The 25,432-nt window shown below is 62.5% G+C and carries 27 protein-coding genes; 11 read left to right on the top strand and 16 right to left on the bottom strand.

Translation table 11 applies throughout. The annotated features are described in order from the left end of the window. Positions 1 to 4 precede the first annotated feature (4 nt). Positions 5 to 625 (top strand): 2-phospho-L-lactate guanylyltransferase, encoded by a 621-nt coding sequence (gene cofC / locus ACH9L7_RS16065; RefSeq protein ID WP_396611689.1) that lies wholly within the window; start codon positions 5 to 7, stop codon positions 623 to 625. A gap of 290 nt (positions 626 to 915) precedes the next feature. After that, entirely contained in the window at positions 916 to 2,085 is a 1,170-nt protein-coding gene (gene cofG / locus ACH9L7_RS16060) for a 7,8-didemethyl-8-hydroxy-5-deazariboflavin synthase subunit CofG (protein ID WP_396611688.1), read from the top strand. Positions 2,086 to 2,111: 26 nt separating this feature from the next. On the opposite strand, the gene ACH9L7_RS16055 is transcribed toward cofG, so the two are convergent. The 3 genes from ACH9L7_RS16055 to cofH form a co-directional block, all read right to left on the bottom strand. Next, a complete protein-coding gene (locus tag ACH9L7_RS16055) occupies positions 2,112 to 2,714 on the bottom strand; it encodes a hypothetical protein (RefSeq protein WP_396613304.1) in 603 nt (200 codons plus the stop codon). A 196-nt stretch (positions 2,715 to 2,910) separates the two neighbouring features. After that, positions 2,911 to 3,459: a metal-dependent hydrolase gene (locus ACH9L7_RS16050; protein ID WP_396611687.1), complete on the bottom strand. Its 549-nt coding sequence runs from the start codon at positions 3,457 to 3,459 to the stop codon at positions 2,911 to 2,913. Position 3,460: 1 nt separating this feature from the next. After that, positions 3,461 to 4,828: a 7,8-didemethyl-8-hydroxy-5-deazariboflavin synthase subunit CofH gene (gene cofH / locus ACH9L7_RS16045; RefSeq protein ID WP_396611686.1), complete on the bottom strand. Its 1,368-nt coding sequence runs from the start codon at positions 4,826 to 4,828 to the stop codon at positions 3,461 to 3,463. Positions 4,829 to 4,947: 119 nt separating this feature from the next. On the opposite strand from cofH, the gene ACH9L7_RS16040 reads away from it, so the two are divergent. Further along, positions 4,948 to 5,433 (top strand): DUF5518 domain-containing protein, encoded by a 486-nt coding sequence (locus ACH9L7_RS16040; protein ID WP_396613303.1) that lies wholly within the window; start codon positions 4,948 to 4,950, stop codon positions 5,431 to 5,433. A gap of 242 nt (positions 5,434 to 5,675) precedes the next feature. On the opposite strand, the gene ACH9L7_RS16035 is transcribed toward ACH9L7_RS16040, so the two are convergent. After that, positions 5,676 to 6,434, bottom strand: a complete 759-nt coding sequence (locus tag ACH9L7_RS16035) for an NAD-dependent protein deacylase (RefSeq protein WP_396611685.1) — start codon at positions 6,432 to 6,434, stop codon at positions 5,676 to 5,678. Between the two features lie 140 nt (positions 6,435 to 6,574). Between ACH9L7_RS16035 and ACH9L7_RS16030 the strand changes: the two genes are divergently transcribed. Both ACH9L7_RS16030 and ACH9L7_RS16025 read left to right on the top strand, forming a co-directional pair. After that, on the top strand, positions 6,575 to 7,597 hold the full coding sequence (locus ACH9L7_RS16030; RefSeq protein ID WP_396611684.1) for a phosphoribosylaminoimidazolesuccinocarboxamide synthase: 1,023 nt from the start codon (positions 6,575 to 6,577) through the stop codon (positions 7,595 to 7,597). A gap of 292 nt (positions 7,598 to 7,889) precedes the next feature. Then, positions 7,890 to 8,333, top strand: a complete 444-nt coding sequence (locus ACH9L7_RS16025) for a CHRD domain-containing protein (protein WP_396611683.1) — start codon at positions 7,890 to 7,892, stop codon at positions 8,331 to 8,333. 56 nt (positions 8,334 to 8,389) lie between these two features. Here ACH9L7_RS16025 and ACH9L7_RS16020 read toward each other — a convergent pair whose 3' ends face one another. Both ACH9L7_RS16020 and ACH9L7_RS16015 read right to left on the bottom strand, forming a co-directional pair. Continuing rightward, on the bottom strand, positions 8,390 to 8,866 hold the full coding sequence (locus ACH9L7_RS16020) for a VOC family protein (protein ID WP_396611682.1): 477 nt from the start codon (positions 8,864 to 8,866) through the stop codon (positions 8,390 to 8,392). 98 nt (positions 8,867 to 8,964) lie between these two features. Next, entirely contained in the window at positions 8,965 to 9,948 is a 984-nt protein-coding gene (locus ACH9L7_RS16015) for a formyltetrahydrofolate deformylase (protein ID WP_396611681.1), read from the bottom strand. Between the two features lie 173 nt (positions 9,949 to 10,121). Here ACH9L7_RS16015 and ACH9L7_RS16010 point away from each other — a divergent pair, with 173 nt between their 5' ends. The 3 genes from ACH9L7_RS16010 (at position 10,122) to purQ (ending at position 12,026) form a co-directional block, all read left to right on the top strand. Continuing rightward, positions 10,122 to 11,009 (top strand): winged helix-turn-helix domain-containing protein, encoded by an 888-nt coding sequence (locus tag ACH9L7_RS16010; protein ID WP_396611680.1) that lies wholly within the window; start codon positions 10,122 to 10,124, stop codon positions 11,007 to 11,009. Between the two features lie 86 nt (positions 11,010 to 11,095). Continuing rightward, entirely contained in the window at positions 11,096 to 11,347 is a 252-nt protein-coding gene (gene purS / locus ACH9L7_RS16005) for a phosphoribosylformylglycinamidine synthase subunit PurS (RefSeq protein ID WP_396611679.1), read from the top strand. A 1-nt stretch (position 11,348) separates the two neighbouring features. Next, positions 11,349 to 12,026: a phosphoribosylformylglycinamidine synthase I gene (gene purQ / locus ACH9L7_RS16000; RefSeq protein WP_396611678.1), complete on the top strand. Its 678-nt coding sequence runs from the start codon at positions 11,349 to 11,351 to the stop codon at positions 12,024 to 12,026. A 473-nt stretch (positions 12,027 to 12,499) separates the two neighbouring features. Here the strand turns inward: purQ and ACH9L7_RS15995 are convergent, their stop codons facing one another. Further along, positions 12,500 to 13,582 carry an archaeosine biosynthesis radical SAM protein RaSEA gene (locus tag ACH9L7_RS15995; protein ID WP_396611677.1) on the bottom strand — a complete coding sequence of 361 codons (1,083 nt, stop codon included), beginning with the start codon at positions 13,580 to 13,582 and terminating at the stop codon, positions 12,500 to 12,502. Between the two features lie 128 nt (positions 13,583 to 13,710). Between ACH9L7_RS15995 and ACH9L7_RS15990 the strand changes: the two genes are divergently transcribed. Both ACH9L7_RS15990 and ACH9L7_RS15985 read left to right on the top strand, forming a co-directional pair. After that, entirely contained in the window at positions 13,711 to 14,775 is a 1,065-nt protein-coding gene (locus tag ACH9L7_RS15990; RefSeq protein WP_396611676.1) for a hypothetical protein, read from the top strand. 126 nt (positions 14,776 to 14,901) lie between these two features. After that, positions 14,902 to 16,839 carry an aldehyde ferredoxin oxidoreductase family protein gene (locus tag ACH9L7_RS15985; RefSeq protein WP_396611675.1) on the top strand — a complete coding sequence of 646 codons (1,938 nt, stop codon included), beginning with the start codon at positions 14,902 to 14,904 and terminating at the stop codon, positions 16,837 to 16,839. A gap of 150 nt (positions 16,840 to 16,989) precedes the next feature. Here the strand turns inward: ACH9L7_RS15985 and ACH9L7_RS15980 are convergent, their stop codons facing one another. From ACH9L7_RS15980 to ACH9L7_RS15960, 5 genes are all read right to left on the bottom strand, one after another. Then, positions 16,990 to 17,328 (bottom strand): AzlD domain-containing protein, encoded by a 339-nt coding sequence (locus ACH9L7_RS15980; RefSeq protein ID WP_396611674.1) that lies wholly within the window; start codon positions 17,326 to 17,328, stop codon positions 16,990 to 16,992. After that, positions 17,329 to 18,024, bottom strand: a complete 696-nt coding sequence (locus ACH9L7_RS15975) for an AzlC family ABC transporter permease (RefSeq protein ID WP_396611673.1) — start codon at positions 18,022 to 18,024, stop codon at positions 17,329 to 17,331. A gap of 36 nt (positions 18,025 to 18,060) precedes the next feature. Continuing rightward, on the bottom strand, positions 18,061 to 18,546 hold the full coding sequence (locus ACH9L7_RS15970; protein ID WP_396613302.1) for a hypothetical protein: 486 nt from the start codon (positions 18,544 to 18,546) through the stop codon (positions 18,061 to 18,063). A gap of 106 nt (positions 18,547 to 18,652) precedes the next feature. Then, complete coding sequence (locus ACH9L7_RS15965; RefSeq protein ID WP_396611672.1) at positions 18,653 to 18,910, bottom strand: hypothetical protein; 258 nt, start codon at positions 18,908 to 18,910, stop codon at positions 18,653 to 18,655. Between the two features lies 1 nt (position 18,911). Then, complete coding sequence (locus ACH9L7_RS15960; RefSeq protein ID WP_396611671.1) at positions 18,912 to 19,190, bottom strand: ubiquitin-like small modifier protein 1; 279 nt, start codon at positions 19,188 to 19,190, stop codon at positions 18,912 to 18,914. A 247-nt stretch (positions 19,191 to 19,437) separates the two neighbouring features. On the opposite strand from ACH9L7_RS15960, the gene ACH9L7_RS15955 reads away from it, so the two are divergent. Further along, complete coding sequence (locus tag ACH9L7_RS15955; protein ID WP_396611670.1) at positions 19,438 to 20,751, top strand: hypothetical protein; 1,314 nt, start codon at positions 19,438 to 19,440, stop codon at positions 20,749 to 20,751. Between the two features lie 44 nt (positions 20,752 to 20,795). Here the strand turns inward: ACH9L7_RS15955 and ACH9L7_RS15950 are convergent, their stop codons facing one another. The 4 genes from ACH9L7_RS15950 to rdfA all read right to left on the bottom strand — a co-directional run bounded on the left by ACH9L7_RS15950 (position 20,796) and on the right by rdfA (position 25,271). Then, a complete protein-coding gene (locus ACH9L7_RS15950) occupies positions 20,796 to 21,830 on the bottom strand; it encodes a sodium:calcium antiporter (RefSeq protein ID WP_396611669.1) in 1,035 nt (344 codons plus the stop codon). A 316-nt stretch (positions 21,831 to 22,146) separates the two neighbouring features. After that, entirely contained in the window at positions 22,147 to 22,356 is a 210-nt protein-coding gene (locus ACH9L7_RS15945) for a HalOD1 output domain-containing protein (RefSeq protein ID WP_396611668.1), read from the bottom strand. 284 nt (positions 22,357 to 22,640) lie between these two features. Next, positions 22,641 to 24,587: an archaea-specific SMC-related protein gene (locus ACH9L7_RS15940; RefSeq protein WP_396611667.1), complete on the bottom strand. Its 1,947-nt coding sequence runs from the start codon at positions 24,585 to 24,587 to the stop codon at positions 22,641 to 22,643. 36 nt (positions 24,588 to 24,623) lie between these two features. Continuing rightward, a complete protein-coding gene (gene rdfA / locus ACH9L7_RS15935) occupies positions 24,624 to 25,271 on the bottom strand; it encodes a rod-determining factor RdfA (protein WP_396611666.1) in 648 nt (215 codons plus the stop codon). Positions 25,272 to 25,432: the final 161 nt, after the last annotated feature.

The raw sequence follows: 25,432 nt of genomic DNA, 5'->3' as shown, positions 1-25,432 counted from the left end.
CTCCGTGCGAGTGGTCGTTCCCTTTGGGGCACAGTCCCCGAAGACGCGGCTCGCTCCTTTGCTCGACGACGACGAGCGACGCGATTTTGCAGTCGCCATGCTCCGAGATGTTCTCGACGCGGTCCGTGAGGCCGGCGGGACGCCGACCGTACTCGCAAATGCACCCGTCGAAACCGACCTCGACGCACCCGTCGAAGTCGACGACCGACCGCTGACAGACGCGGTGAACGACCAACTCGCGGCGGACCTCCCGGTTGCTATCGTAATGTCTGATTTGGCGCTTGCGACACCGGAAGCGCTCACCCGCCTGTTCGAGACGGACGGCGATGTGGTCGTCGTACCGGGACTCGGCGGCGGGACGAACGCGCTCGTCGTTCGCCATCCGGATTTTTCGGTCGACTACCACGGCGCGTCCATCGCCGACCACCGACGCATCGCCGAGAACGTCGGGGCAACCGTCGTCGAACTCGATTCGATGCGCCTCGCTGTCGACGTGGACGAACCATCGGATTTCGTCGAGGTGCTTCTCCACGGCCGCGGACGTGCTCGTGAATGGCTCAACGACGCTGGCGTCCGTCTCCACCGAGGCGACGGCCGCGTCGAAGCGCGACGCGAACGCCGATAGGACCATAATGTTCCACGTTAAACAGTGCCTTGGCGCGGTGTGTCTGTGCGCCGGCGGGAACTGAGGCCACGTGCGCCGCGCCCTTCCATGCCGTCTACCGGCGGTCAGGAAGGCAGAGCGACTCCGACCGTCACGACCCCGGACGACACAACAGTCTGTCTCTGGGAGCGTGACTGGCTTGCGGAGAAGTCGGAGTAGTGTCTGGCACCAACACTCCGACTTCGTTCTTGCCAGACTACGCGACGACTGCGAGTGACACGTTTTTTGTCTTCCACGACAGACCGAGGGGTATGTTCCCCGGTGCCGACGAGTACGGAGTCGAAGTCGAGGTTGACGCCGGCGATGTCGAGCGACTCCTCGCTGTCGGCCCCGACGATGTTGCCAAACCCGCGTCGGTTTCGTTCTCTCGCAACGTGTTCGTGCCCTTGACGACCGCGTGCCGGTACACCTGTACCTACTGTACCTACTACGACGTTCCCGGCCAGGCGACACTCATGTCCCTCGACGAAGTCCGAGACGTGGTTCGCATGGGCGCTGACGCCGGTTGTACGGAGGCGTTGTTTACGTTCGGTGACGAACCCGACGACCGCTACACCGAGATTCATCGCCAACTCGACGAGTGGGGCTACGACGACATCCTCGACTACCTCGCTGCCGCGTGTGAAGTCGCGCTCGACGAAGGACTGCTCCCCCACTCGAACCCCGGCGACCTCACGCGCGAACAGATGGCCGACCTCGCCCCGCTGAACGCGAGCATGGGCGTGATGCTGGAGACGACTGCCGACGTGGACGCTCACGCCGGAAACCGCCGAAAGACGCCGGGACAGCGCCTCAACACCATCCGCGCCGCGGGCGAGGTCGGGGTTCCATTCACCACCGGAATCCTCGTCGGCATCGGCGAGTCGTGGCGCGACCGGGCGGAGAGCCTGCTCGCCATCCGCGACCTCCACGAGCGCTACGGACACATTCAGGAGGTCATCGTCCAGAACGTCGTGCCGAACGAGCGGTCGGACTTCGAGCGCCCGTCTATCGAGACGATGCGACGCGTCGTGTCGATGGCGCGCGCCGCGCTCCCCGAGGAGGTGTCGGTACAGGTCCCGCCGAATCTCTCGGCGGCGGCGTCGCTCGTCGACTGTGGCGTCGACGACCTCGGCGGCGTCTCACCTGTCACAGACGACTACGTGAACCCCGACTACGCGTGGCCGGCGCTGCAAGAACTCGCCGATATCGCCGACGAGGCGGGTGTTGCGCTCCACGAGCGACTACCAGTCTACGAGCGGTTCCTGCCGGACGACTATCGGTCAGCCGACGCAACTTCTGAATGCACCCCGGCGCGCGTGACCGACCGCGACTGGGTTCGAGGTCCCATCGTTGAGCGCCTCTCCTCCGACGACGTCCACGGCGCGCGCTTCCGAGATGTTGTTCGAGATGACGGGCCGCTGTCGGTGCCGGAGCACTGAGAACACCGTTCCAGACGGCAGGCACTCTACCGTCGGCGCACGAGCAGCGAGACGAACGCAACCAGCGCCGCGTACATCGCGGGGGTCCGCCCGGAGAGTTGCGGGACGCGCTTTCGAACAGTAGCATAGCCGACGCCGACGGCAAGACTGGCGACGAGAACGAAGCGAACGCCGTCACCGAATGCGAGGAAGCCCGGTATCGATAGCAGCGCGGCGAGTGCAAGGTCGCCGGGTGACCCGTCGTAGGCCGCCCAGCGACGTGGGGCAACCCACCCGCCACCGGACCGGAGGTAGACGCCGCGGTCGGTTGTTGCCTCCCATGGTTGGGGTTCGCTGCTCCCGCCTGCGAGGTCCGCGAAGCAGTGGAGTGCTGCGGACCCGAATCCAGTCGCTGCGAGGACTGCGGTCACGTCGCGCGTCGTGAGCGCGACGAGGCCAGCGGCGACTGCACCGATGGTGAATCCCTCGAGTTGGTGGAGCGTCCTGCGGTGAACGCCGACGACCATGTCGAGGTCGGGGGCGAGTCCGCCGACCAGCGCAACAGCGACGACAAGCGGTGCTGCTGCCGGGGCGACGAACGCGACGACCACCGCGAGCACGATGCTCAGCGCGACGTGTGTCGGGGCCATCATCGGCAGGTCGCCTCCGACATCATCGAGGGGTCACCACCCAAGTCACCGATGGGTCACCTTCCGACGGTTCGGCGAACAATTCATCGTTCACTACTCTCCGTCGTGGAGACGCTTGAGTAGCGTGGCTAGACGGGTACAGAGATGCGGTGACGATTCGTGAGACAGGGGTCAGACTACGTTCTTTCTCCCCGAGTCAGATATTGAACCACTCGGGCATCCGCTTGCGGAATCCGGTGTAGAAGACGGCGATGGCGACGCCAGCGAGGACGGCGAGGCGGATACCGCCCTCGAACGCGACGAAGGGAGGAACAGAAAACAGGAGCGTCAACACGAGATCTTCCGGCGCGCCGTCGTAGCGAACGAAGTAGCGGGGTCGAAGCCAGCGCTTGGCCGGGTGGACGTAGACCGCGCGGTCGGAGGTGCGGTGCCACGGCCGGAGTTCATCGCCCGCTCCGAACCAATCGGAGATGGAGTGGACCCCGGCCGAGAGGAAAAAGAACGCGACGGCGACGACGAGTGTGGTGGGTGCAACGACCGCGACGAGGCCGACGAGGGCGGCAGCCAGCGTGTAGTAGACCGGATAGTGCAGACTCTTGCGATGGGTGCCGACGAAGAGGTCCACATCGGGGATGACGCCGCCGACGAGCGCGCCGAGCGCAGCACTCGGTGCGAGTTCCGGGGCAACCCACACGAGCGGTGCAGCGAGGGCCAGACCCACTGCCGCGTGGGTGGTCGCCATCATCTCAATCGTCCGCGGGGGCTGGGTCGCGGGGACCGAGCAGCGGGGTTCCGTCCGCCTGCGGACCGAGCATCGGGCCGTGCGAGTCGGCCTCGATATCGAGCGGGCGGCGAGTCCGGTAGTCCGTCGAGCGCTCGACCGGTTGGCGGCCGATTGCGGTTATCATGTCGACGTAGTCGTCGAACGAGCGGAACTCGCCGAACTCGCCGCCTGCGCGCTTGGTAATCTCCTCCGAGAGAATAGTCCCCATCAGGTCGTCCGCGCCGCAGTTGAGCAGTTTGAGTGCCTTCGCGTTGCCGAACTTCACCCACGACGACTGGATGTGGTCGACGTTGTCGAGATAGAGTCGCGCGACGGCGACGAGTAACTCGTCTTCGTCGTCGGTCGCACCGCCGGTGACGAGGCCGCGGTCGTACAGCGGCGTGTTCTGGTGGATGAACGAGAGCGGGACGAACTCCGTGATACCGCCGTAGCGGTCCTGCAAGTCGCGAACCACGTCGAGGTGCATCACGCGGTGCATCTCGTTTTCGACGTGGCCGTACATGATAGTCGCCGTCACGTCGAGACCGGCTTTCATCGCGCCTTCCATCCCGGCGACCCACTCGCCGGTGCCGATTTTTCCGGGGCAAATAACGTCGCGGACTTCCGGAACGAGAATCTCGGCGGCGGTACCGGGCGCGCTGTCGAGACCGGCGTCCGCGAGGCGTCGATAGACCTCCTCGTAGGACCAGTCGGTGCCGCGCTTGGCGTGGTGGGCCTCTTCGGGCGTCATCGAGTGGACGTGGACGCCGTCGACCGACATCGCCGACAGTTGCTCGGCGTACGTTCCGGGGTCGGTGTCGTAGACTTCGGGCGGTTTGTAGGTCATCTCGGCGGCGGGGTTGTCGTACGACTGGAGAATCTCGCGGTGTTCCTCGTCGAGGACGAGCGCCGGATGGAGGCCGGAGACGGACGTGACCTCGTAGATACCCATCTCGACAGCCTCCGAGACGATATTTCGGGACTCTTCGGGCGTCTTCGTGAAGCCCTCGTGGTCCACGTCGGTGTCCGACTCGAACAGGTGGGCGGTGTTCTTGAAGTTGCAAAAGAGACAGCCAGTGGTACAGGCCGTCGTGACGTTGTTGTTCAGGTTGGCGACGAACGTTACCTCGTCTCCGACCATATCAGCGCGGCGGCGGTCCGCCGCTTCGAGGACGAGTTCCTTTCGGACGGGGTCGATGCCCTCGCAGTCGGTGCCGGTGGTCATCAGTTCGACGCCGTCGGCGACGGTGAGGCGCTCGCCCGCTTGGGCCTTCTCCAAGGCGTTCTCGAACGATTGGTCGGTCTCCGGGACGTGTTCGAACCCGAAGTCGTCGCGGGCGGCACCTGTCATGGTCGTTGGGAACGCGCTACGGCGGTAAAAAACGAGGCGGTCGCGGAGGCGTCTGCTGATGGTTGCGACACTGGTCTCGACTGCGCACCGCAGAAAGGATTTCCCACTCGGGCGAATACATCTCGGATATGGAACGTTCCACGTCGGAAGACACCGACTCACCGCCCACAGACACTGACCCTGCGTCGGCGGCCCCGGCCGCGGAGTCGTCAGTTCCGAGCGTGGACGACGACGGAGAGAGCGTCCTGTTTTCGGCGCTCGTCGGCGCAATCGCCAGTATCGTGCTCTCTCCGCTCCCCGGGTCGACGATTCTCGGCGGAGCGCTCGCGGGGTATCTCACCGGAACCGACCGCGACGTTGGCGTGAAATCCGGGGCGCTCTCGGGCCTCTTCGTGAGTCTCGTCGCCGTCCTCTTTTCGCTCGTCGTCTTCGGGTTCTTCAGCGTGGTCGCGTTCGTCGGTGCCCCGCGACTGGGCGTCGGTTTCGGAATCCTCGGCTTCGGACTCATCGTCCTGTTCGGACTCGCCGCCCTCCTCGCGTACACCGTTGGTCTCGGCGCGCTCGGTGGCTACCTCGGTGCGTACCTCCGCGAAGAGTTCGAGTAGTCGTCCAGTCACCAAGAGTAGCTGAATTGAGGCGCTAAGCCCCTTCCTCAGCGAGTGATGAACTGGGTGCGACGAAGAGGACGGTCGGTTCTATCCCGTCGGACCCGCGTGTTCGGTCGTGGGGCGACATGGCTAGACATGACACACTGTTAGTATTTAATGGTCTGTTCCGCGCAGTTCGCCGAACACGCCTCGCTCTCGTCGGTTGCAGTCGGTATCAGACTCGCGTTTTGACCGGCAACTCAGACTCGCGTTTCGATTGCCGGCAGGAACTCCGTGAGGTCGGCGCGCACGACTTTGTCGGCTCTCCTGTCGTACTCGGTCTCGTCGAAATTGACCACGACGAGCGACCCGTCTTCAGCGGCCTGCCCTGCGATGCCGGCCGCAGGGTGGACCGTGAGCGACGACCCGAGCGCGAGCAACACGTCTGCGTCGTCGGCAAGGGAGGTCGCTTTTGCGTAGGCGACGCGGGGGAGTTGCTCGCCGAAGAGGACCACGTCGGGTTTCAGGACACCGTCACACGTTCGGCAAGTCGCCGGAACCTCGTCGTCTCTCACCTGTTCGAACGCCATCTCGGCGGCGAATCTGGTTCCGCAAGACTCACAGACAACGTCGGCGGCGTTGCCGTGTAGTTCGACCACGCGCTCGGACCCCGCAGCGCGGTGGAGACCGTCTGTGTTCTGCGTGATGACCGCGTCGAGGACACCTTGCGATTCGAGCGATGCGAGCGCGTCGTGGCCGGGGTTCGGCCCAACCTCGTCGGGGAACATCCGCTCGTGGAGGCGAAGGCGGTCGCGCCAGAAGCCAGCGGGGTCGTTGACGAATCGGTCGCGGTGGAACGACGCGGGGTCGAATTCGGTGTTCCAGATGCCGTCGTCGCCGCGGAAGTCGGGGATGCCCGATGCGGTGCTCATCCCCGCACCCGTCAGCGCGACTGCCACGTCCGCATCACGGAGACGGCTGGCGACCCACTCGGCGTCAGCGTCGAAGTCCGCGTCCATATTCGGACGCACGGGGTGGGAGTGAAAAAGCACCGTGGTCCGATTCAATGCTCATATTTGTGTATATATTCCCCCTTATTTGAATCGAGATGCGCACAGAAGTGGAAGGTTCTTAGTGGGAGGGGCGCAGACGTGGGAGCATGACCAGCGTGAAGGACTTCCGCGTCGAGGAGGAAGCAACGGCGACCGACCTCGGCCGGGGCCGCTTCGTCTTCTCTGACCGCTACTCCGTGTTCGACTGGGGCGAGATGCCCGACCACATCCCGGGCAAGGGTGCAAGCCTCTGTCTGATGGGTGCGTACAACTTCGAACTCTTGGACGTGAACCACGTCCCGACTCACTACCGCGGCGTCGTCGGCGAGGACGGCGAAGTCAAAGACCTCGGCGAGTGCGAGTCGCCGCCGACGGAGATGGCCATCGACCTGACGCAGGTGCCCGACCTGCCGCACGAAGACGGCGAGTACGATTACGAGGCCTACCACAAAGTCGCGGGCGACAACTATCTCATCCCGCTCGAAATCGTCTTCCGCAACACGGTTCCCGTGGGGTCGAGCCTCCGGAAGCGCGGCGAACCCGCTGACTACGGCCTCGACTTCGACGAGTGGCCGGACGAACCCATCGACCTGCCGGAACCGGTCGTCGAGTTCTCCACGAAGTACGAAGAACAGGACCGCTATCTCGACCGCGAAGAGGCCGACTCCGTCGCGGGCGCGGTCGACCTCGACCGCCTCGAAGAACTCGCACTCGCCGTCAACCACATCCTGACCGAGCAGGCCGCCGAAGCGGGCTTCAGCCACGAAGACGGGAAAATCGAGTGTCTGTACCACGACGGGACCGTCAAAGTCGCGGACGTGGTCGGCACGTTCGACGAGAACCGCTTTTCGTACGACGGCCAGCAGGTGTCGAAAGAGGTCGTCCGCCAGTACTACAAGCGCGTCCAACCCGAGTGGGTCGAAGCCGTCTCCGACGCGAAGCAGGAAGCTATCGAAACGGGCGAACCCAACTGGCGCGAGAAGTGCGAGATTGAGCCCGAGCATCTGCCCGAAGAAATCGTCGAGGCGCTGTCGGACATCTACCGTGCCGGGACGAACGCCTACGTCGGCTACGACTGGTTCGACGCGCCGGATATCGAGGATGCGGTAGAGCGCGTCCAAGACCTGTAGGCGAAGCCGGCGCTATGGTAGGAAAAGCCGGCGCTATGCTACAGATTCGAGGCGAGTGATTCGGGGTCGTACGGAAATCTCTGATTTCCCGCAATGACGAGACGCTCCGTGTCTCGAACCGCTTGACCCCCAGCGGTTCACGTTATCCCCCGGTATTCCGGGTTAATAGAACGTTTTGCGTGCTGTTCGACGACTAACAAAACGGCTGCCACTCCTCTCTCAGTATGACATGTACTCGTCAGACATTGGGAGACGACGGTTTCTGGCCTCGGTTGGAGCAGGAGGCGCACTGTTGACTGGCGTCGGTGCGGGGACCGTCGCAGGGGCGACGCACGCCCCACCGAGCGGGAACTTCCGGGCGCACCTTCGCGGCGACGAGGAGGTTCCGCCCGTCGAGACGAAGGCGCAGGGGCAGGCGATTGTCTCGTTCGATGACGATATCTCCGCGCTCAGCTACAAACTCATCGTCGCCAACATCGAAGACGTAGTTGCAGCGCACATCCACTGCGCCCCTGAGGGCGTGAACGGCCCGGTCGGTGTCACCCTGTTCGAAGGCGGTCCTGTCTCGAAGAGTGGTGTCCTCGCTGAGGGAACGGTTACCGAACCGGATGCCGGAAACGGATGCGGGTGGGAGTCACTCGAGGACGTCTTCGACGCTATCGAGCGCGGTGAGGCGTACGTCAACGTTCACACGCTTGCGAACCTCCCTGGAGAGATTCGCGGCCAGTTGCACTGACGCCGCACTAGGTATTCGGCCGCGGTTCGCGTGCTCGTCGTGAGTAGTGACGTTCGCTACTCGTACCGCTCGTTTTTCGCCGCACCCTCCGGGTCGCGGCAAACCAGTTCGACGCGGTTGCCCTCGGGGTCGGCGAAGTACAGCGAGCGCCACTCGACCCACTCGTGGTACGCGAAGTCGAGTTCGAGGCCGTGCCCGCGCAGGCGCTCGACTTCCGCGTCGAAATCCGCGGGAGAAATGCTAAAGGCGAGGTGGTCGAGCGTCGTGAACGTCTGGTCGAGGCCCTCGAAGTCTTCCTCGTCCGTTCGGTCGAAGAGGGCGAAAACGGCTTCGTGACCGGCGTGGCTCTCGCCGAGGCTGAAGAACGTCGCAAAACCGAAGTCGCCGATAGGCTCGCCGAGACCAACCACGTCGCGGTAGAACGCGCGCATCGTCTCGAAGTCTTCGACGCGAAGGGCGAACTCGCCGAGGGCGCGCGCAGCGCCGGGGCTATCGGGTCGGTCGGGGATACCGGGAGCAGAAGAATCTGTCATCATCCCGGAGAAGCGGGACGAGAATAAATACGAATCGCCCGACGTGATGTCGGTGGTCTCCGTTAGTCGTCTGACTGCGATGGGTCAGACGACTCGATTCAGTCGTCTGACTGCGGGGGCGCGGCCGTCTCCTTCTCGCCGAGTGCGTCGACGATGCCGTCGACGGGACGGTCGGGGTTCGCCGCCTGCGCCTCGCGCGTCAGGCCGAGTTGGTAGTCGTCGGGGTCGACGCTCTCGCGGAGACCGGTGCGTCCGCGGTGGACCGAGATGGCGTCGTCGAGATGCAGGTTGACGGCTTCGAGGAGCGCGTCTGCCTCGACGGGTTGGCCGCGGGCTTTGATTTCGTCGATGGTCGCGTCGTCGGGCACGTCGAATGCCCGCTGGGTGATAATCGGCCCCTGGTCGAGGTCGGTCGTCACGTAGTGGGCGGTGACGCCCGCGATGCGGACGCCCCCCTCCTTGGCCTGTCGGTAGGCGGCCGCGCCGGGGAAGGCGGGCAGGAGCGAGGGGTGGATGTTGATGATGCGGTCTTCGTACCGGAAGACCACGTTGGGACCGAGGATGCGCATGTAGCGCGCGAGGACGATGAGGTCCACGTCGTACTCTTCGAGGAGTTCGAGGAGTCTGTCCTCGTCGGGCGTTCCCTTCTCGTCGCCGATGTCGTAGAACGGAACGTCGTAATGGCTCGCCAGCGGTTCGAGGGTGTCGTGGTTGCCGATGACGACCGAAATCTCCGCGCCGAGTTCGTCGTTGGCCCACGCCTCGAATAGTGCTTCGAGACAGTGGGACTCCTTCGTGACGAGAACGGCGATTTCGCGGGTTTCGCGGTCCGACGGGAAGCGAACCTGCACGTCGACGCCGAGGTCGTCTCCGAGGTCGGAAAGCGCCTCGCGGAGTTCGTCGCGCGAGCAAGTCATCTCCGAGGTGTCCGCGTGGAGCGTCATCCGGAAGATGCCCTCGCGGACCGCCTGGTCGAGGTCTTCGACGTTGATTCCGCGTTCGAACAGCAGGGTGGTCACGTTCGCGATGAGTCCGGTCTTGTCTCCTCCGATGACCGTGATTTCGGTTAGTTCTCGCGTCATACCGTCACCTCCAGCTGTTCGAGGCTGAACATACACCGCCCTGCGTGGTCGATGCCTAAACAGCTGTCGTTCTCCGCAACGAATTGTCCCCAAAAACCGTGTAGAGACGCGTCTGTGAGCCGATACTGTTGCTCGCGAACCAGTTATAACCGAGAGTGGCGTACTTTCCCTCCATGCCTCCCGATTCCTCGTCAGCGGTTGATTCGGACGCCGAATCAGCATTCTCGCTCCTCGCCGACGAGACGCGACTCGCCATTCTGCGGACGCTCGCGGACACGTCGGATACGCCGCTCACGTTCTCGCAACTCCGCGAGCGAGTTGGCATCGCCGACAGCGGGCGGTTCAACTACCACCTCGGCAAACTCACCGGGCGCTTCGTTGAGAAGACCGACGAAGGGTACGAACTCCGACTGGCCGGAGGACTCGTCATCGGTGCTATCCTCGCCGGGACGTACAGTCGCGGCGACGACGTTGGCCCCATTCCACTCGACCCACCCTGTCCGATATGCGACAGTGCTATCGAAGCGACCTACGCGGACGAACGAATCACCGTCCAGTGTACCGAGTGCGACAAGCCGTTGGTGGATGTCGGCATCCCGCCGGGCGTGTTCGAGGGCTACGACACCGAAGAGTTGCCCGCAGTCGCAGACCGGTACACTCGGACACTAATCGCACAGGCCAACGCCGGATTCTGTATCACTTGCCGAGGTCAGTTCGAAGGACGGCTCGTGACGGACATCGACGGGGAGTACGACGACGAACGCTTCGACAGTGCGCAAGTGAAATACGACTGCAAACGGTGCAACGACGAACTCTTCATCGAGGTCGGAGTGATTTATCTCGACCACCCCGCAGTCGTCTCGTTTTACTACGACCACGGAATCGACCTCTCGCAACCGCACCTCTGGGAGCGGTCGTGGCGCGAGATGCCGACAGTGAACATCGTGTCCGAAGACCCAGTTCGGGCCGAAGTGACCTTCGAAGCGGATGACGAGACGCTCACACTCCGCATCGATGGTGAACTGAACGTCCACGACGTAGAGCGGTCTTCGGCCGAATAGCGGCCGTTTCGACGTAGGTAATCACATTCGTGTATATCAAACGCGACCCAAAACCGTTTTTGCACATCACTACGCATCACCTCTTGATGACCACCTACACCGCGACGGTGACGGTACGTCTCAAGCAGGGCGTCCTCGACCCGGAGGCGGAGACGACGAAGCGCGCGCTGGAACGACTCGGGTTCGAACTCGACGCGCTGCGCTTTACCGAACGGTACGAAGTCGACCTCGACGCTTCGGACGTCGACGAGGCGGCCGACCGCGCCGACGACATGGCCGAGCGCTTGCTGGCGAACCCGACCATCCACGACTACGAGGTCGAGGTCGTAGAGGCCTAAGATGATTGCAGTAGTGCAGTTCGGCGGGTCGAACTGCGACCGTGACGCCGTCCGCGCGCTGGAGGACCTCGGATTCGAGGCCGAGCGTGTCTGGCACGAAGACTCGATTCCGGAGGAGACGACCGGCATCATGCTCCCCGGTGGCTTCTCCTACGGCGACTACCTGCGCGGTGGCGCGATGGCCGCGCGCTCGCCCATCATGGAGTCCGTTCGCGAGGCGGTCGAAGCCGGAACGCCCGTGCTCGGCGTCTGTAACGGTGCACAAGTCGGCTGTGAGTCCGCCCTCACGCCCGGCGCGTTCACGACCAACGCGAGCGCTCGCTTCCAGTGCGAACACGTCTACCTCCGCGTCGAGAACGCGGACACCCCGTGGACGCAGGCGTACGACGAAGGCGAGGTTATCGAACTTCCCATCGCCCACGGTGAGGGGCGCTTCGAAATCAACGACGAGGGCTACGAGAAACTTGAGTCTGAAGACCGCATCCTCTTTCGCTACTGTGACGAAGACGGCAACGTCACCGAGGAGGCGAATCCGAACGGCTCCCGTGGAAACGTCGCGGGCATCCTCGGCGAGTCGGAATCAGTTGCCGTGTTGATGCCGCACCCGGAACGAGCGGCGCTTCCGACGCTCGGCAACACCGACGGTCGCGGTGTGCTTGCTGGCTTCGAGGGGTACTAAATACCAAGACCGTCCGCTGCGGTGGCGGGCGATACAGGGTCGGTAAGCGTGGGGCGACGTGGTACGAGCGATGGTTGGAGGTGATTTCCGACCCGCATACCGCGTTCTATGGGACGAGAGCGTGTGGAGTGTCCGTGGCGACCCACGCCTCGGTGTTCTCCTCTTCACGAATCTCGAACCATCCATCCGCGTAGTAGACGGTCTTGTACGTGTGTGTCGTCATGATGGCAGGTAGCCCGGGCGAACCCGACCGAACCACCAAGTATGACAACGAGTGCCATCCTATTTGATACAAGTATCCTATCAATTCGGTTAGGTTCCAATTACCAGGCTATATGACACCTTAACCGGGTAGTTCCTTGAAAAAAGCGTACCACTTACGGTCCACTAACGGAGAATTATCCGTCTGAATAACCATCTTCGCTTCCGATGAGTCCGCGTCCTAATTTCTAGACGAGGACGTGAGGGAGTGGCTACTTGACAAGCGGCATGTTGTAGCTCGTTTCGGCTGCGAGAACGTACTCCCACGTGTCCTCACACTCGCAGGACACCTGGTCGAAGACAGTCGGGTCCTGTCGCAGGTCGAAGTCCTTGATGGCCTTGAACACGAGGTCGTCGCACTCGCCGCAGTTGTGTGCACCGCGTTCCTGTCCGCCGCCGACGGGGTCGGAGACGACGATAGCATCGACATCGGACGTGTCACGGAGCGCTTCGGCGACCGACCAGAGCCACGGTGGGCGGTAGCCGCCCGCGAAGTGGAGTTCGTCGACCATCGTGTACCGCTGGACGTTGGTCGGGTTCATCGAGACGGTGTGGCAGTTGTCGACGGCCGCACACCGGCGGATGGACGACTTCATGTCCGCCAGTGCTTCGGGTTCCGAGAGGAACGGCGGCTTCATCAGGAGGTAGGCCTTCACGCCAGCACCCGCTTCGGCGGCCTCGTTGCAGGCGTCTTCGAAGTCGGCGAAGTCGAAGTACTTGTTCACGCAGTCGTGGCGGACGCGGTCGGTCGCGGTTTCGAGACCGATAGCAACGTCCGTCTCCAGTCCGCGCTCGGTGAAGTCTTCGAGTTTCTCGCGCGTGACGAAGTCCGGCAGCGACTCGACGACCATCCGGTCGCGGTCGGAGAACGTTTCAGCGATTGCGTCGCGCGTCTCGGCGGGCACTTCGCGCTCGTCGAGGAACGACCCGGAGGTGTAGATTTTGATGAGACCAGCGTTCTCGCCGTCGTCCATGTGCTCGGCTTCGTGGTCGAGACAGACCTGAATCTGGTCCATCAGCGCCTCGTGGGAGACACTGCCACCTTCGACGGACTCGGCGACGTAGCCGCACATCGTACATCCACCGGCGCGGGCCCAGCGGCACCCGCCAGTGTTGAGGATAATCGTGAGCGAGTCGTAGACGCCGTCGGGCGTGTTGTCCTCGTCAATCCACACCCGCGTCGGCTCGTGAGGGTCGTAGGTCTTCTGCTTCCGCGAACGGATGTCGCGCATCACCTTGTTGTGCGCGTCCATCCCGCGTCCCCGTTCGTAGACCTCGGGGCTCGGCTTACTCATTGGAGTTCCCTATCGGATGGTCGCGTAAAGCCGCTTCGTCTAGCGTGCGCCGTTTACTTTCGGATTGGTGGCGTTTTCCAGTTCGACTCGCGACGCTTTTCATATAGACTGCGCCCGTAGACGATGCTATGGACCGCCGGACCCTCCTGTCACTCGTCGCGGGTGGCATCACCGTGGTTGCCGGGTGCAGTATGCCCGGCAGCCAGGCTGAGACGGGGACACCCACACCGGAGGCGGGACCCGAAGCGCCAACCACCGCGCCCCCGAAAGAGCGACTCGGCCAGCGTCTCACGGTCTGGAACCCGACGCCGACCCCGGTGTTTGCGACGGTCGTCGGCATGCGAGCCACCACCGACGTATTCTTCCGAAATCTGGACCTGCTCCCCGGCGAGCGAACGAGCAGTCGTATCGACGTGCCGCTCGCCGACCTCTCCGTTCTCGTCGAGACGGACACGGGCATCCGTGAGGAGGCGACGTGGCGCGTCGCAGAATCGCTCGACGGTATCGAAGTCGTGGTAAACAGGTCCGGGGCGGAGTTCTGGCGCGCCGTCACCTGCTCGGGAGACGGGGCGTGCGGTCTCGCCGAGGACGGCGAAGATGTCGACCTCCCACTGGTTGGAGACGGGTTGTCGCGGTGGTACGCACCGGCAGCCCTCATCGTCGAGAATCCGGGACCGCGAACCGATGTGCGAGTTCGCGTCGACCTCCGGGATGCGACGCTCATCGACCGCCGGTTCCGACTGCCAGCGGGGACGAGACTGTCGATTCCCGTCACGTACCGAACCGGAAACTACCAGGTGCGCATCGAGACGGGCGAGCGGGCTATCGACGTGTTGTGGCGGGTTCCCGACGAACCGGCGAAGTACGTGGACGCGACGAGCGGGGTAAGCGGGTGCGGTCCGGCGAACACGACGCTGACCGTCGCTAACCGCGACGACACCGCGCACCGCCTCTCGCTGCACATCGAGACCGAATCGGGGGTGTTCGACCGCGTTATCGACCTCACTGCCGGGGAGGTACGTGACCTCGTTCCCGTGGTCGAATCCGGACCGCATCGCGTGCACGCGAGCGTCGAAACCGGGGCGTCGGTGTCCGGAACGTGGTGGTCGTGTCCCCCGCGCGGACCGGCGACACTCGCCGTCGACGCCACCGGTAATCTCTCCCTAACCGCGGCCGGTCCGCAGCCTGGATGACGCTCTCTGAAGGACCAGATTCCGAGACGCCGACGACGTGGCGATGGTAGGAGTAATGTAATTTGGTTACATTCGTGTGTGAATCACTAACCCTCCTCAGTGCGTACATAATCATTGAAGATTACAATGACTGAACTCGGCGGCTATCACGACAGCGTTGCGCGGGTGGACCTCTCGGCGGGGGAGGTGCAGTACGAGGGCATCGACGACGAAGACGCGAAGAAGTACATCGGCGCACGCGGACTGGGCGTCAAGTACGTCTTCGAACAAGGCCCCGACGTGGACCCGCTCGGGCCGGACAATCTGCTCGCGTTCATGACGGGGCCGCTGACGGGAACGCAGACGGTGATGAGCGGCCGCATCGCCGTCGTGACGAAATCACCGCTGACGGGAACCGTCACGGACTCCCACCACGGCGGGTGGAGCGGTGCCCGTCTCAAGTGGTCCGGGATGGACGGCCTGCTCTTTACGGGGAAAGCCGACCACCCCACCTACGCCGTCGTCGAAGACGGTGAAGTCGAACTCCGCGACGCCTCGCACATCTGGGGGTGGGGCATCCACGACACCATCGACGAACTCGAAGGCGAAGTCGACGGCACGCTCGGTAAGAACCTCTCGGTGATGGCTATCGGGCCGGGCGGAGAGAACCAGGTGCGCTTCGGCTGTATCGTCAACGAAGACGACCGCGCATCTGGCCGCGGCGGCACGGGAGCGGTCATGGGGTCGAAGAATCTCAAGGCCGTCGTCGTCAAATCTGGGACTCGGATGCCGAAGCCTGCGGACCCCGAGACGTTCAAGCAGGGCTACCAGCAGGCGATGGAACTCATCCGCGAGTCCGAAGTTACCGCGCCGAACGAAGGCGGCCTGTCGCTCTACGGGACGAACGTCCTCATGAACGCGACCGAGGAGATGGACGGCCTCCCGACCCGGAACGGGCGGTACACCTCCACGTCGAGTGAGGCGGCGGCGACCCCGGGCGACCACAACATCGAAGCCGAGAGAGTCTCCGGCGAGAACGTCCGCGAGAACATCCTCGTCGACGAACCGACCTGTCACTCCTGTCCGGTCGCCTGCAAGAAGGAAGTCGAGGTGACGACGACGGTCAAAGGCGAGGAGATGAACGTCCGCGGCGAGTCCTACGAGTACGAGTCCGCGTTCGCGCTCGGCCCGAACTCGATGAACGACGACCGCGACAAGATTGCGGTCATGATAGACCAGTGTAACGACCTCGGCATCGACACCATCGAAGCGGGCAACATGATTGCGATGGCGATGGAGATGACCGAGCAGGGCAAACTCGACGCCCTCGGTGAGGGTATCGAGTGGGGCGACGCCGACGAGATGGTCGGCCTTCTCGACCGCATCGCCAACCGCGAGGGCGACCTCGCTGACCTCCTCGCGGGCGGCGCGAACCACGTCGCCGACGTGATGGACGCCCACGAGAACTCGCTGGCCGTCAAGGGCCAGACCATCCCGGCGTACGACCCGCGCTGTATGAAGGGCATGGGAATCGGCTATGCCACCTCGAACCGCGGGGCGTGCCACCTCCGCGGATACACGCCGTCGGCCGAAATCCTCGGCATTCCGGAGAAGCACGACCCCTACCAGTGGGAAGGCAAGGGCGAACTGGTCGCCCTCTTCCAGGACATGCACGCCATCTCCGACTCCTTCGACATCTGCAAGTTCAACGCGTTCGCGGAGGGTATCGAGGAGTACGTCCTGCAGTACAACGGCATGACCGGCCGCGACGTGACCGAAGACGAGTTACTGGAAACCGGTGACCGCATCTACACGCTGGAGCGCTACTACAACAACCTCGCCGGGTTCGATGGCTCGGACGACTCGCTGCCGGGACGGTTCGTCCCCGGCGACGAAGCGGTGCCCGGACAGGGCGCGTCCGAAGGCGAACTGTGCGAACTCGAAGAGATGAAAGACGAGTACTACGAGCGCCGCCAGTGGGTCGACGGGGTCGTCCCCGACGAGCGTCTCGAAGAACTCGGAATCGACCTCGGCCCCGGCACGGGCGTCTCCAGCGGCGACTCGACGGCACCAGCAGACGACTGAGCGAGTAAGGTGGGTAGTTTACCGGGACTTCCACCAGTTCGATATTTCTCGGAGCATCGTCCCGAACAGGAGTCCAGTAGCAACACTCAGAATCGCACTCTGTCCGAGTTCGAGGACGATGATTTTGTCAGTGAATCGAACAGTATGCGTTCAGAGAACGAACCGGAACAGCCAGAGGACACCCATTCCGACGCCGATGGTAACCACGACACGCTCAGTGTACCACGCTGCGAGTGCTGCGAGGACGCCCGCCACGAGTCGTTCGTTGCCGAGCGAGAGTGCAACTTCACCAGCGGGTGCGACGATAGCCGGGAAGACGAGGGCCGCGAACACGGCCGCTGGCACGTATTCGAGCGCGGACTTGACGTTCGGTGGCACCGTGTCGATGCGACCGAAAAGATAGACGAATGACCCTCTGATTGCGAAGGTGAGGATGCCAGCGACGACGATGACGCCCCAGACCGTGACCGGGTCGTAACTGGTCGCCACCTACGCGTCACCTCCGAACGAGTCGACCGAAAGACCGGCGAGGACGCCGACGACGGCAGCCACGATGATGTCGAGGTGGAAGGGAACACCTGCAACGACCACCGCAACCGCGACGACGCCACCGACGATGCCCGACGTTGCCGATGCACGGTCTTTCAACGCCGGAACGAGAAGCGCGAGGAACACGAGTGGGGCGGCGAATTCGAGTCCCCATTCAGGCGGGAGTTCCGCGCCGAGGAGGGCACCGACGATAGTCGCCACCTGCCAGACGACCCACAGCGAGGCTGCGACCCCAATGTAGTACGCAAAGCGGTCGGTCCCGCTGTCGCGGTTGTACCGGGCTAACGAGAGCGCGTACGCCTGGTCGGTGAGGAGGTAGGACGCGACCGTTTTCGAGCGGGCGGCGAAGTCGCGGAAGTACGGCGCGATAGACGCCGAGTACATCAGCATTCGGAGGTTGACGACGACGGCGGTGCCGACGACGATTGCGAGAGGCGCGTCCGAGCCGAGGAGTTCAATCATCGCCAGTTGCGAGGCACCCGCGAAGACGACGGTAGAAAAGCCGATTGCGTGGAACACCGAAAGACCCTGCTCGACGGCGGCAACGCCCGCGACGAGGCCGAACGGGACGATACCGAGGTGAAGCGGGGCCGCGTCCCGAACGCCGTCGAGGAAGTCGGATGGGAGCGTAGGCATCTGTCAAATGCAGGGTGCCACAGCCGAAATAGGCGACTATCCGTGCGCAGGTTGCCGGTTCCCCTCGCGGTTGACGACCGCAACCTCACGAATTTCGAGTGCCGTCTCGAACTCGGAGCGGCGGTCGGACTTCGTGCCGACACGGCGGAGGTGCTCGGTGTGTGCCCGCCGGACGGCGTCGAGTTCGCGGTGCGAGAACCCGATTTCGAGTCCTTTCGTATCCCAGTGCCCGAGGGGGACGAAGTAGACGACCGTCTCGTCGTCCTCGTAGACGCACTCGAATTCGCGGTCGTACTCGTCGGCATGGGTGTCGAGATAGCGCTGCGCGCGGTCGAGAAGCACGGGCACTAGGTCGGCCGGGACGCTCGCTTTGGCCGCCGCGAGCATGATTGCCGTCCCGTCGACTGCACCGCCTATCGGGTCTTCGTTCGCTTCTTCGGGTGCCAATCGGTCGCGGAGTCGTTCGCGGCTCTCCACCTCGGCGTCGTCTGGTTCGTGGTTGTCGTTCGCGCCCATGGTTATCCACCTACCCGCATGGTTATTCGCCCGCACCGTCTGCATGGTTATCCGCCCGCACCGTCTGCATGGTTATTCGCCCGCCTACGTGGTTATTCATCCACTTGCATGGTCATCCGCCCGCCCGCATGGCCTTCTGTGCGAACCGCTCGACGAGGTCGTCGAGCGTTTCTTCGGGGCCTTCGAAGGTGAGTTGGACCTCGGTAAGTTGGATGCTGCTCGTGATGCTGACCTCCTCGGTGTCGATGTCGGCGGTCCAATCCGGCCCGACCACCCGCGTGTCGTTTTCGACCTCGCCGCCGAGGTTGGTCAAGTAGTGCCGCACGAGGCGTGGTGAGATGCCGCGGAACGCGCGCTCTCGGCGAGCCATCTCAGCCACCCGCCACCGGTGGGAAGACGCTGACCGTGTCCCCCTCGTCGAGCGTGGTTTCGATGCCGTCGAGGTGGACCACCTCGCGTCCGTTTTTCAAGATGTTCACGTGCGGTCGGACCTCGCCCCCATCGAGGAGGTTGCCGGCGAGTCCGTCGTACTCGGATTCGAGCGCGTTGAGTACGTCACCCACCGTCGCGCCGTCTTCGACCCGCCAGTGAAGCGTCTTCTGCCCAACTGCCTCACGAAAGGTCGCAAAGAAGCGCAATTCGAGTTCCATACGTCACTTCAGCGGCCGTGAGACAAAAAGGTACGTCGCGGTGACGCATATTCACAGAACCGTGCGACTCGCTCGGTACTTGGTCCGCACCTCCGAATCGGTAGGGTGTTCCATCCACCGTTTACGTACGATTCTCAGAGCGTGAATTCGCCACGTCTCAACCCTCGCTAACGGGTATTCACCTACTAATTTCGGTTAATACGTCCGTTACAATCCCCGTATAAAACAAATTCACGAGCGAAAGAAGATGGTTTCCCGAAGCGTAGTCGCGGTGCTCGTCGTCGTGGTAGCGGTGTTGGCGGCCCCGATAGTCGCCGCCGTTCCGAACGAGCACGCCGCCGAGCAATCCGCGAGAACCCCCACCAACGACGAGGATTCAGCCTCTCCATCCGAAGACCCGAAAACCGACAGTTCTCGGGGGAATTCGACCGGAGCAACAGCGTCGAATAGCTCAGCACCCCCGAACGGGTCAGAACCACCAAATCGCACTTCGTCTGCAAACGAGTCGGATTCCGCAAACAACTCCTCGTCCGCAGATGGGGCTGCTTCGAACGGGACTTCCTCCAAGCCCGAAGCCACATCCCCAACTCAGACTGCACCCGCAAACGAGTCCACGCCTGCAAACGAATCCGAACCCACACACGACGGGTCGCCACCGGCTGATACCTGCCGCACGGAGCCCTCCGAATCGGCGTCTATCGGAAGACAAGTCGCCGAGTTCGTCGGCACCCTCGTCGGTAGTGACGAGCGTTCGAGCGGGAACACTGACTGCGAGGATCCGCCCGAGTGTGAGGTCCAGACAGACGACGAGGAATCGTCAGCCACCGTCGGCGGGCAGGTCTCCGAGTTCGTCGGCGACCTTCTCGTCGAAGCGAAGCAGGACGGAACGCCCGGTGCGAATTCGCCTTCGGACGACTGCGCTGGCGACGAGGACGGGAGCGACGATGCGCCCGCGACAGACCCCGGGAACGATACGACGACCGACCCCGGGAACGACACCACAACCGACCCCGACGACGGGTCCACAACCACACCTGATGACGACTCTTCGACGACAGACGACAACACATCGTCCGATGACTCGACATCGCCGTCCGACGACTCGACATCGCCATCGGATGATGATACCTCGTCAGCAGATGATGACACGACGGCGGCCAGTGAGACGGAGTCGAGTGGTGGTGGCGGCGGTGGTGACAGCAGTTCGTCGACCACGAGCGAGACGCGTCAACCGACCGGAGACGACGCGAGTTCGACGACCGCCACACCTGCTGTAAGCGATGCCAGCGGGTCGGGTGAGAGCGACGATGGACGAGTCCCGCCGAGCGAGCGTCCGTCACCCGAGACGGAGACGACGCCTGCTCCCGTGGCTGACTTCGGTGCGCCAGCAGGGCCATCCGGTGGCGACGCACCGGAGTCACCCATCGGACAGTCCGACAACTGGCTCGCCTATCTGCTGGTGCTCATGTGGCTGCTGATTGTCGCAATCATCTACCGGTACTACCGGCACGAACTCACCCTCCAGATAGACGAAGCACAGTCGCCGCCTCCGTCCGTGTAGGCGGCCCAGACTCCTTTCTGCGAGTTGCTATCGTGCGCGGTCGGTCATCCCCGGACCAACTGCGTGATGCCAGCGCTCTCGGCGACGACCCAGACGATGAACACGACATACGCGATGAGGAGGATGTAAGCTTCGGGACGAGTGAGAGACAGTTTCGTCCGGAGGAGCGTAAATAGGAGTACAGTCGCGAGCGTGAGGACGCCCATCATCGGGACTGCGACGGCAAAGTCGACTGGGACGCTGCCGACGATGAGAACGCCAACGGGAATCGCGACCAGCAAGTCGAACGTGTTCGACCCGAGGACGTTCCCCAGACTGGTGGCGCTGTTGCCATTTTTCGCGGAGCGAACGCTGACGAGCAAGTCGGGAAGGCTTGTCGCCGCAGCGACGATTGTAACCCCCGTGAGGAACGTCGAGATGCCGAACGTCGAACCAAGTGCTTCGACGCTCCCGACTAACTGTTCGACGGCGACGAGGATGACTAACAATCCGAGCGCGAGGAGACCCCACTCGCGAGCAATTCCCGTATCGTCGGCGGCTGGCTCGCCGTCGTACTCGTCTACGTCCTGCCATTGAATGAATAGATAGAGTCCGTAGAGCAGGAGCGGAATCGCGGCGAGCGGCCGGGTGATTCGACCGGTCAACGGCGGCGCGTCCGCCACGGGAATGTAGATGACTGCGAGCGCGAACGTGACGACGAGTGTCGCGACGGCAATCATGTAGAACTGCGCTTCTTTGTACACGACGAGCCGACTCGTCTCTAAGTCGCCGTCGGTTGCCAGCCCCGAGAGGGCGGGAATGACGAGAATGTTGAAAATCGCGGAGCCGACGACTGCGCCGACCCCCATGTCGAACACGCCAGCGAGAGCGGCGAACACGACGCTCGCGAACTCGGGAAAACTCGACCCGAGTGCGACGATAATCGTCCCTTGAACAATCGGCGGAAGACCGTAGTACGACGCGAGGTGGTCGGCCGACTCTTCGAGCCACCCACTCCCGAGCCAGATGAAGGCCGTGGCAACGACGATTAGGAGGACGTTCGTAGCGGGCGTGCTCGGGAGAAGACCGCCGAGGACCATGTCGAGAAGGGATTCACGAAGCGAGGAGGTGAAACCACCGGTCTACGTCCAACGCGGGGGACGAGAGTACGTTTCGTGTGCTCCTGTTTTCGGGGAGAGAACGACAGACAGTGCCATGGTAAGCACACGAAATGTACTCTCACTCGGTTCGAAGAAGTGAGTCCAACGGCCGCGTTGCCGCACGAAAAGCACACGAAATGTACTCTCTCACTTCTCCAGAGTCCCACCCCAAAAACGAATCCCCGGTCGAATCTGCACAGGAGTTTCAGCACACGAAACGTAGCGTCCCACCGAAAACCACCCCGAGAAAGCGGTGTTACTCCGAGTCGCGAACGTCGACCGTTCCGACGGTATCGACTTCGACGACGAGGTCGCCATAGTCGAATTCGAGTGTGCCGCTGGCGAGCGCCGGTGACATCGGCGAGTCATCTCCGAACAGCGTGTTGAGCGCGTCGACGTCGACGTAGTCGGCCAGTGGCGGCAACTCCGTGGGCGCGCAGTTCGCATGCTCCGCCGCCGCAATCAAGACCGCCTCAGTAATCGTCTCCGAGCGGTCGCAGTCGTACCAAATTCGTGTTTGTTCACCCTCGCCGTGTCTGTGAGTAAGAAGTGTACTGATGGCTTATCCCCCCGTATACTGTGTAAACAGTATATCCGGCCTACCTGTTATATTTCTTGCGTACCAGAAGTATACGCCAAGAATGATTAAACTAATAACCCATGTCAAGAAGCCGACTGGCAGGCTAAAAGAGTGCGGTTGGTGAAAATGTTACTTCGTCCTCAGACAGATTGTCTGGGGTTGCCGACTGACTATTCGTCGCCCCACTCGACACGCTCGTAGGAACCGTTGAGTGCTTGCGCATCTTCGGGGAGAAGCGCAGCGACGAGGAATCGCGGGTATTCCTTGAAGTGGTCGACAAGTGCTGCGATTCGGTCCGCGTCGATAGCCTCCACCGAATCGAGGAGCATGAACGGAACGTCTTCGTACACGTCGTGGACGAGATATCCGGCGAGGGCGAACACGAGGCCGATAACCTCTCGTTCGCTCTCGCTGAGGTTGTCGATGGTGTCTTCGTACACCGCCCCGCTGTCGGCCGTTCTGACGATGTGCAGTTCGAACTGTGTCTGCATCACTTTCCGCCGACCCTCGCGAACGCGGCGCTCGACACGCTCTAACCAGACGCGCTCGATGTTTTCGTATTCGAGGAGGTCGAGCACCGCCTCCATCTCCTCGTTGAACGCCTCGACGGCCGACGACGTGAGTGACTGTATTCGCGTCCGGGCCGCTTCGAGGTCGTCCGTCAGTTGCTCGCGCTGGGCTTCGAGCGTCTCCCGTCGGTCGAACCGCTCCTCGATGGCGTCGAGTTCGTCGTTGACATCGGCCAGTTCGTCGCGGGTGCGGTCGAGCGTGAATTCGACCTCGTTGAGGTCCTTGTGGAGTTCGATGAGCGTCTCGTTCGTCTGTCCTTGCTTGGATTCTGCTTCGCGCTCTAACTGTTCGACACGCGCGGCGAGTTCGTCGCGCTCGTCCGTCAGCGATTCGATTTGCTCGGTCCGGTTCTCCAGTTCGCTCTCTAGTCGGTCGAGTTTTCGTTCGAGCGACTGTCGTTTCGATTTCGTCTCTTCGGCGGACCTGAGGTCGCGTTCAAGTTCGTCGAGTTCTTGTCTGAGTTCCGCACGTTGTTCGCGTCGGTCGTCGCGAACACCACGGAGTCGGTTGGTCGTCTCCTCGATTTGACTCTCTTCGACTTCCGTTCCGCAGGTCCAACACGTAATCGTCTCTGACGAGACGAGTTGGTCCGTCACCGACCCGCCCGAAGCGGACGACACGAGCGTCTCTTCGATGAGGTCGGTCTTCCCGTCCAGTATGTCTTCGGTGTACTGGATGACCGTCTGTAAGTCCGCAATCGTGGTGTTGAGAGACTCGATTTGCGTCCGAATCTGTTCGATACGAGAGGTAACCGTTCCGCGGTCGACGTCCGTCCCGTCGATTGACTCCAACTCGGATTCCAGTTCTGTGCGCTCTTCTCTGAGGGATTCGACGCTCTCGCGTTGACTCTGGAGTCGGAAGCGAACCGTCTCCAACTCCGAGCGAGCGTCCCGGAGTTCGTCCAGCGTTTCGTCGAGTTCGTCACGCTGGGCTTTCTGTGTCTCGACCGTCTGGTCTTCCTCGTCAATCTGTGCCGAGAGGTCGTCTCGCTTGGCTTCGAGGTCCGAAATTTCCTCTTTCAGTTCGGTCTGTCTGGCTTCGAGTTGCCGTCGCTCCGATTCGAGCGAGTCCAACTCGGAGAGCTCTCGTTCGGTCTGCTTCCGTTCGGTCTGAAGGCGGCGAATCTCGTCTTTGATGGCGTCCGTATCGACCGGCGCCATGATGACATCGTGGAGGTCGCGGTTTGTGACGACCGCCTGCCGCGCTTCGTTCGACCCAAGGAGGAAGGCGAACAACTCCGCAGTCGTCGCATCTTGTAGATACGGCGTTCCATCGAGCGAGACGCGGCCGTTGGTTCGTGAGAGAATGCGGGTGTACGTTCGACCATCGAGTTCGAGTTCGACCATCCCCTCGTCTGCATCACTTTTGAGGCTCACCGCATCGCTCCCGCACGCACCCATGAGTCCCCGGAGGAACGAAGTACGGTTGGTCGCGTTTCTCCCGGTGAGGACCGTCACACCAGGTGAGAGCGATACCTCGCGGGCGTCGATGCCGCCAATATTCTGTAGTCTGACAGTCGCTGACTGAGGTGCCTCTGCGTTCGTCATATCGTGTTTGAGTGAGTTCGTCGCGTCATGATGCCGCTACTCGTCGGCTGTGCGTTCACAGCCACAGTGCCCGGTCGAGAGTAGTTCTCGCGGCGTCAGACGTGTTTCGCAGTCTGTACAGGTGATTCGGATATCGACATCGACCTCGAACGCGCCGATGAAGACCGCGTTCGCATCGGCTAACCGTTCGATAACGTCGGCGGTCACGACACGGAGGCGAGACCGGAGCTTTCGAATCGTGTCCAGTCCCGACTTCGCGGCCGCCTCGTCGTCTTCGTCGGGCGAGTCGCGCTCGACGTTTCGATGTCGCTTCAGGTAGTTGTAGACCGACTGGTAGGAGATGATATCCGCTTCTAATTGGTCGATGTCGACTCCCTTCTCTTTGAGCGTGTTGCGTGCCTCGGTTCTGCTCCCGGCAGTCACGTCGTCGCTCGTCAAGAGTCGATAGAAGTTGTCAACTTCGCCATCGAGGACGTGGGCACCAGCATCGTCGAGTGCTGCCCGGATGAGGCGCTTGTTGACGTATACTTCGAGTTCACGAAGACTCCGCTGTTCTCGCCCCTCGCCCAACCACGCAGCGACGAGTTCGTCGCCCAGGCCGGTGAGGTCATAGCGGTCAGCAAGTCGCTCGATTTTCGGACCGCGACCACCACGGCGAGATGTTTGGTCTGTGCTATGTCCCATCTCTTGTCTATCTAAACCAAATTCAGTTTGCAGTTGTAAGTATTTTTCCGGTAAGTAGCAAATCATGAAAATATACAAGTGATAAGAACAAATCGGCGACATCTATTTCCAGTAGTTATTCACTCATCACAAACAACCATTTCTGTTGAGCGTGTTAGAAA

It is taken from the genome of Haloferax sp. S1W (genome assembly GCF_044593955.1).
In the GTDB taxonomy this organism is placed as follows: Archaea; Halobacteriota; Halobacteria; order Halobacteriales; family Haloferacaceae; genus Haloferax.
This window is presented reverse-complemented; position numbering and strand designations above follow the sequence as displayed.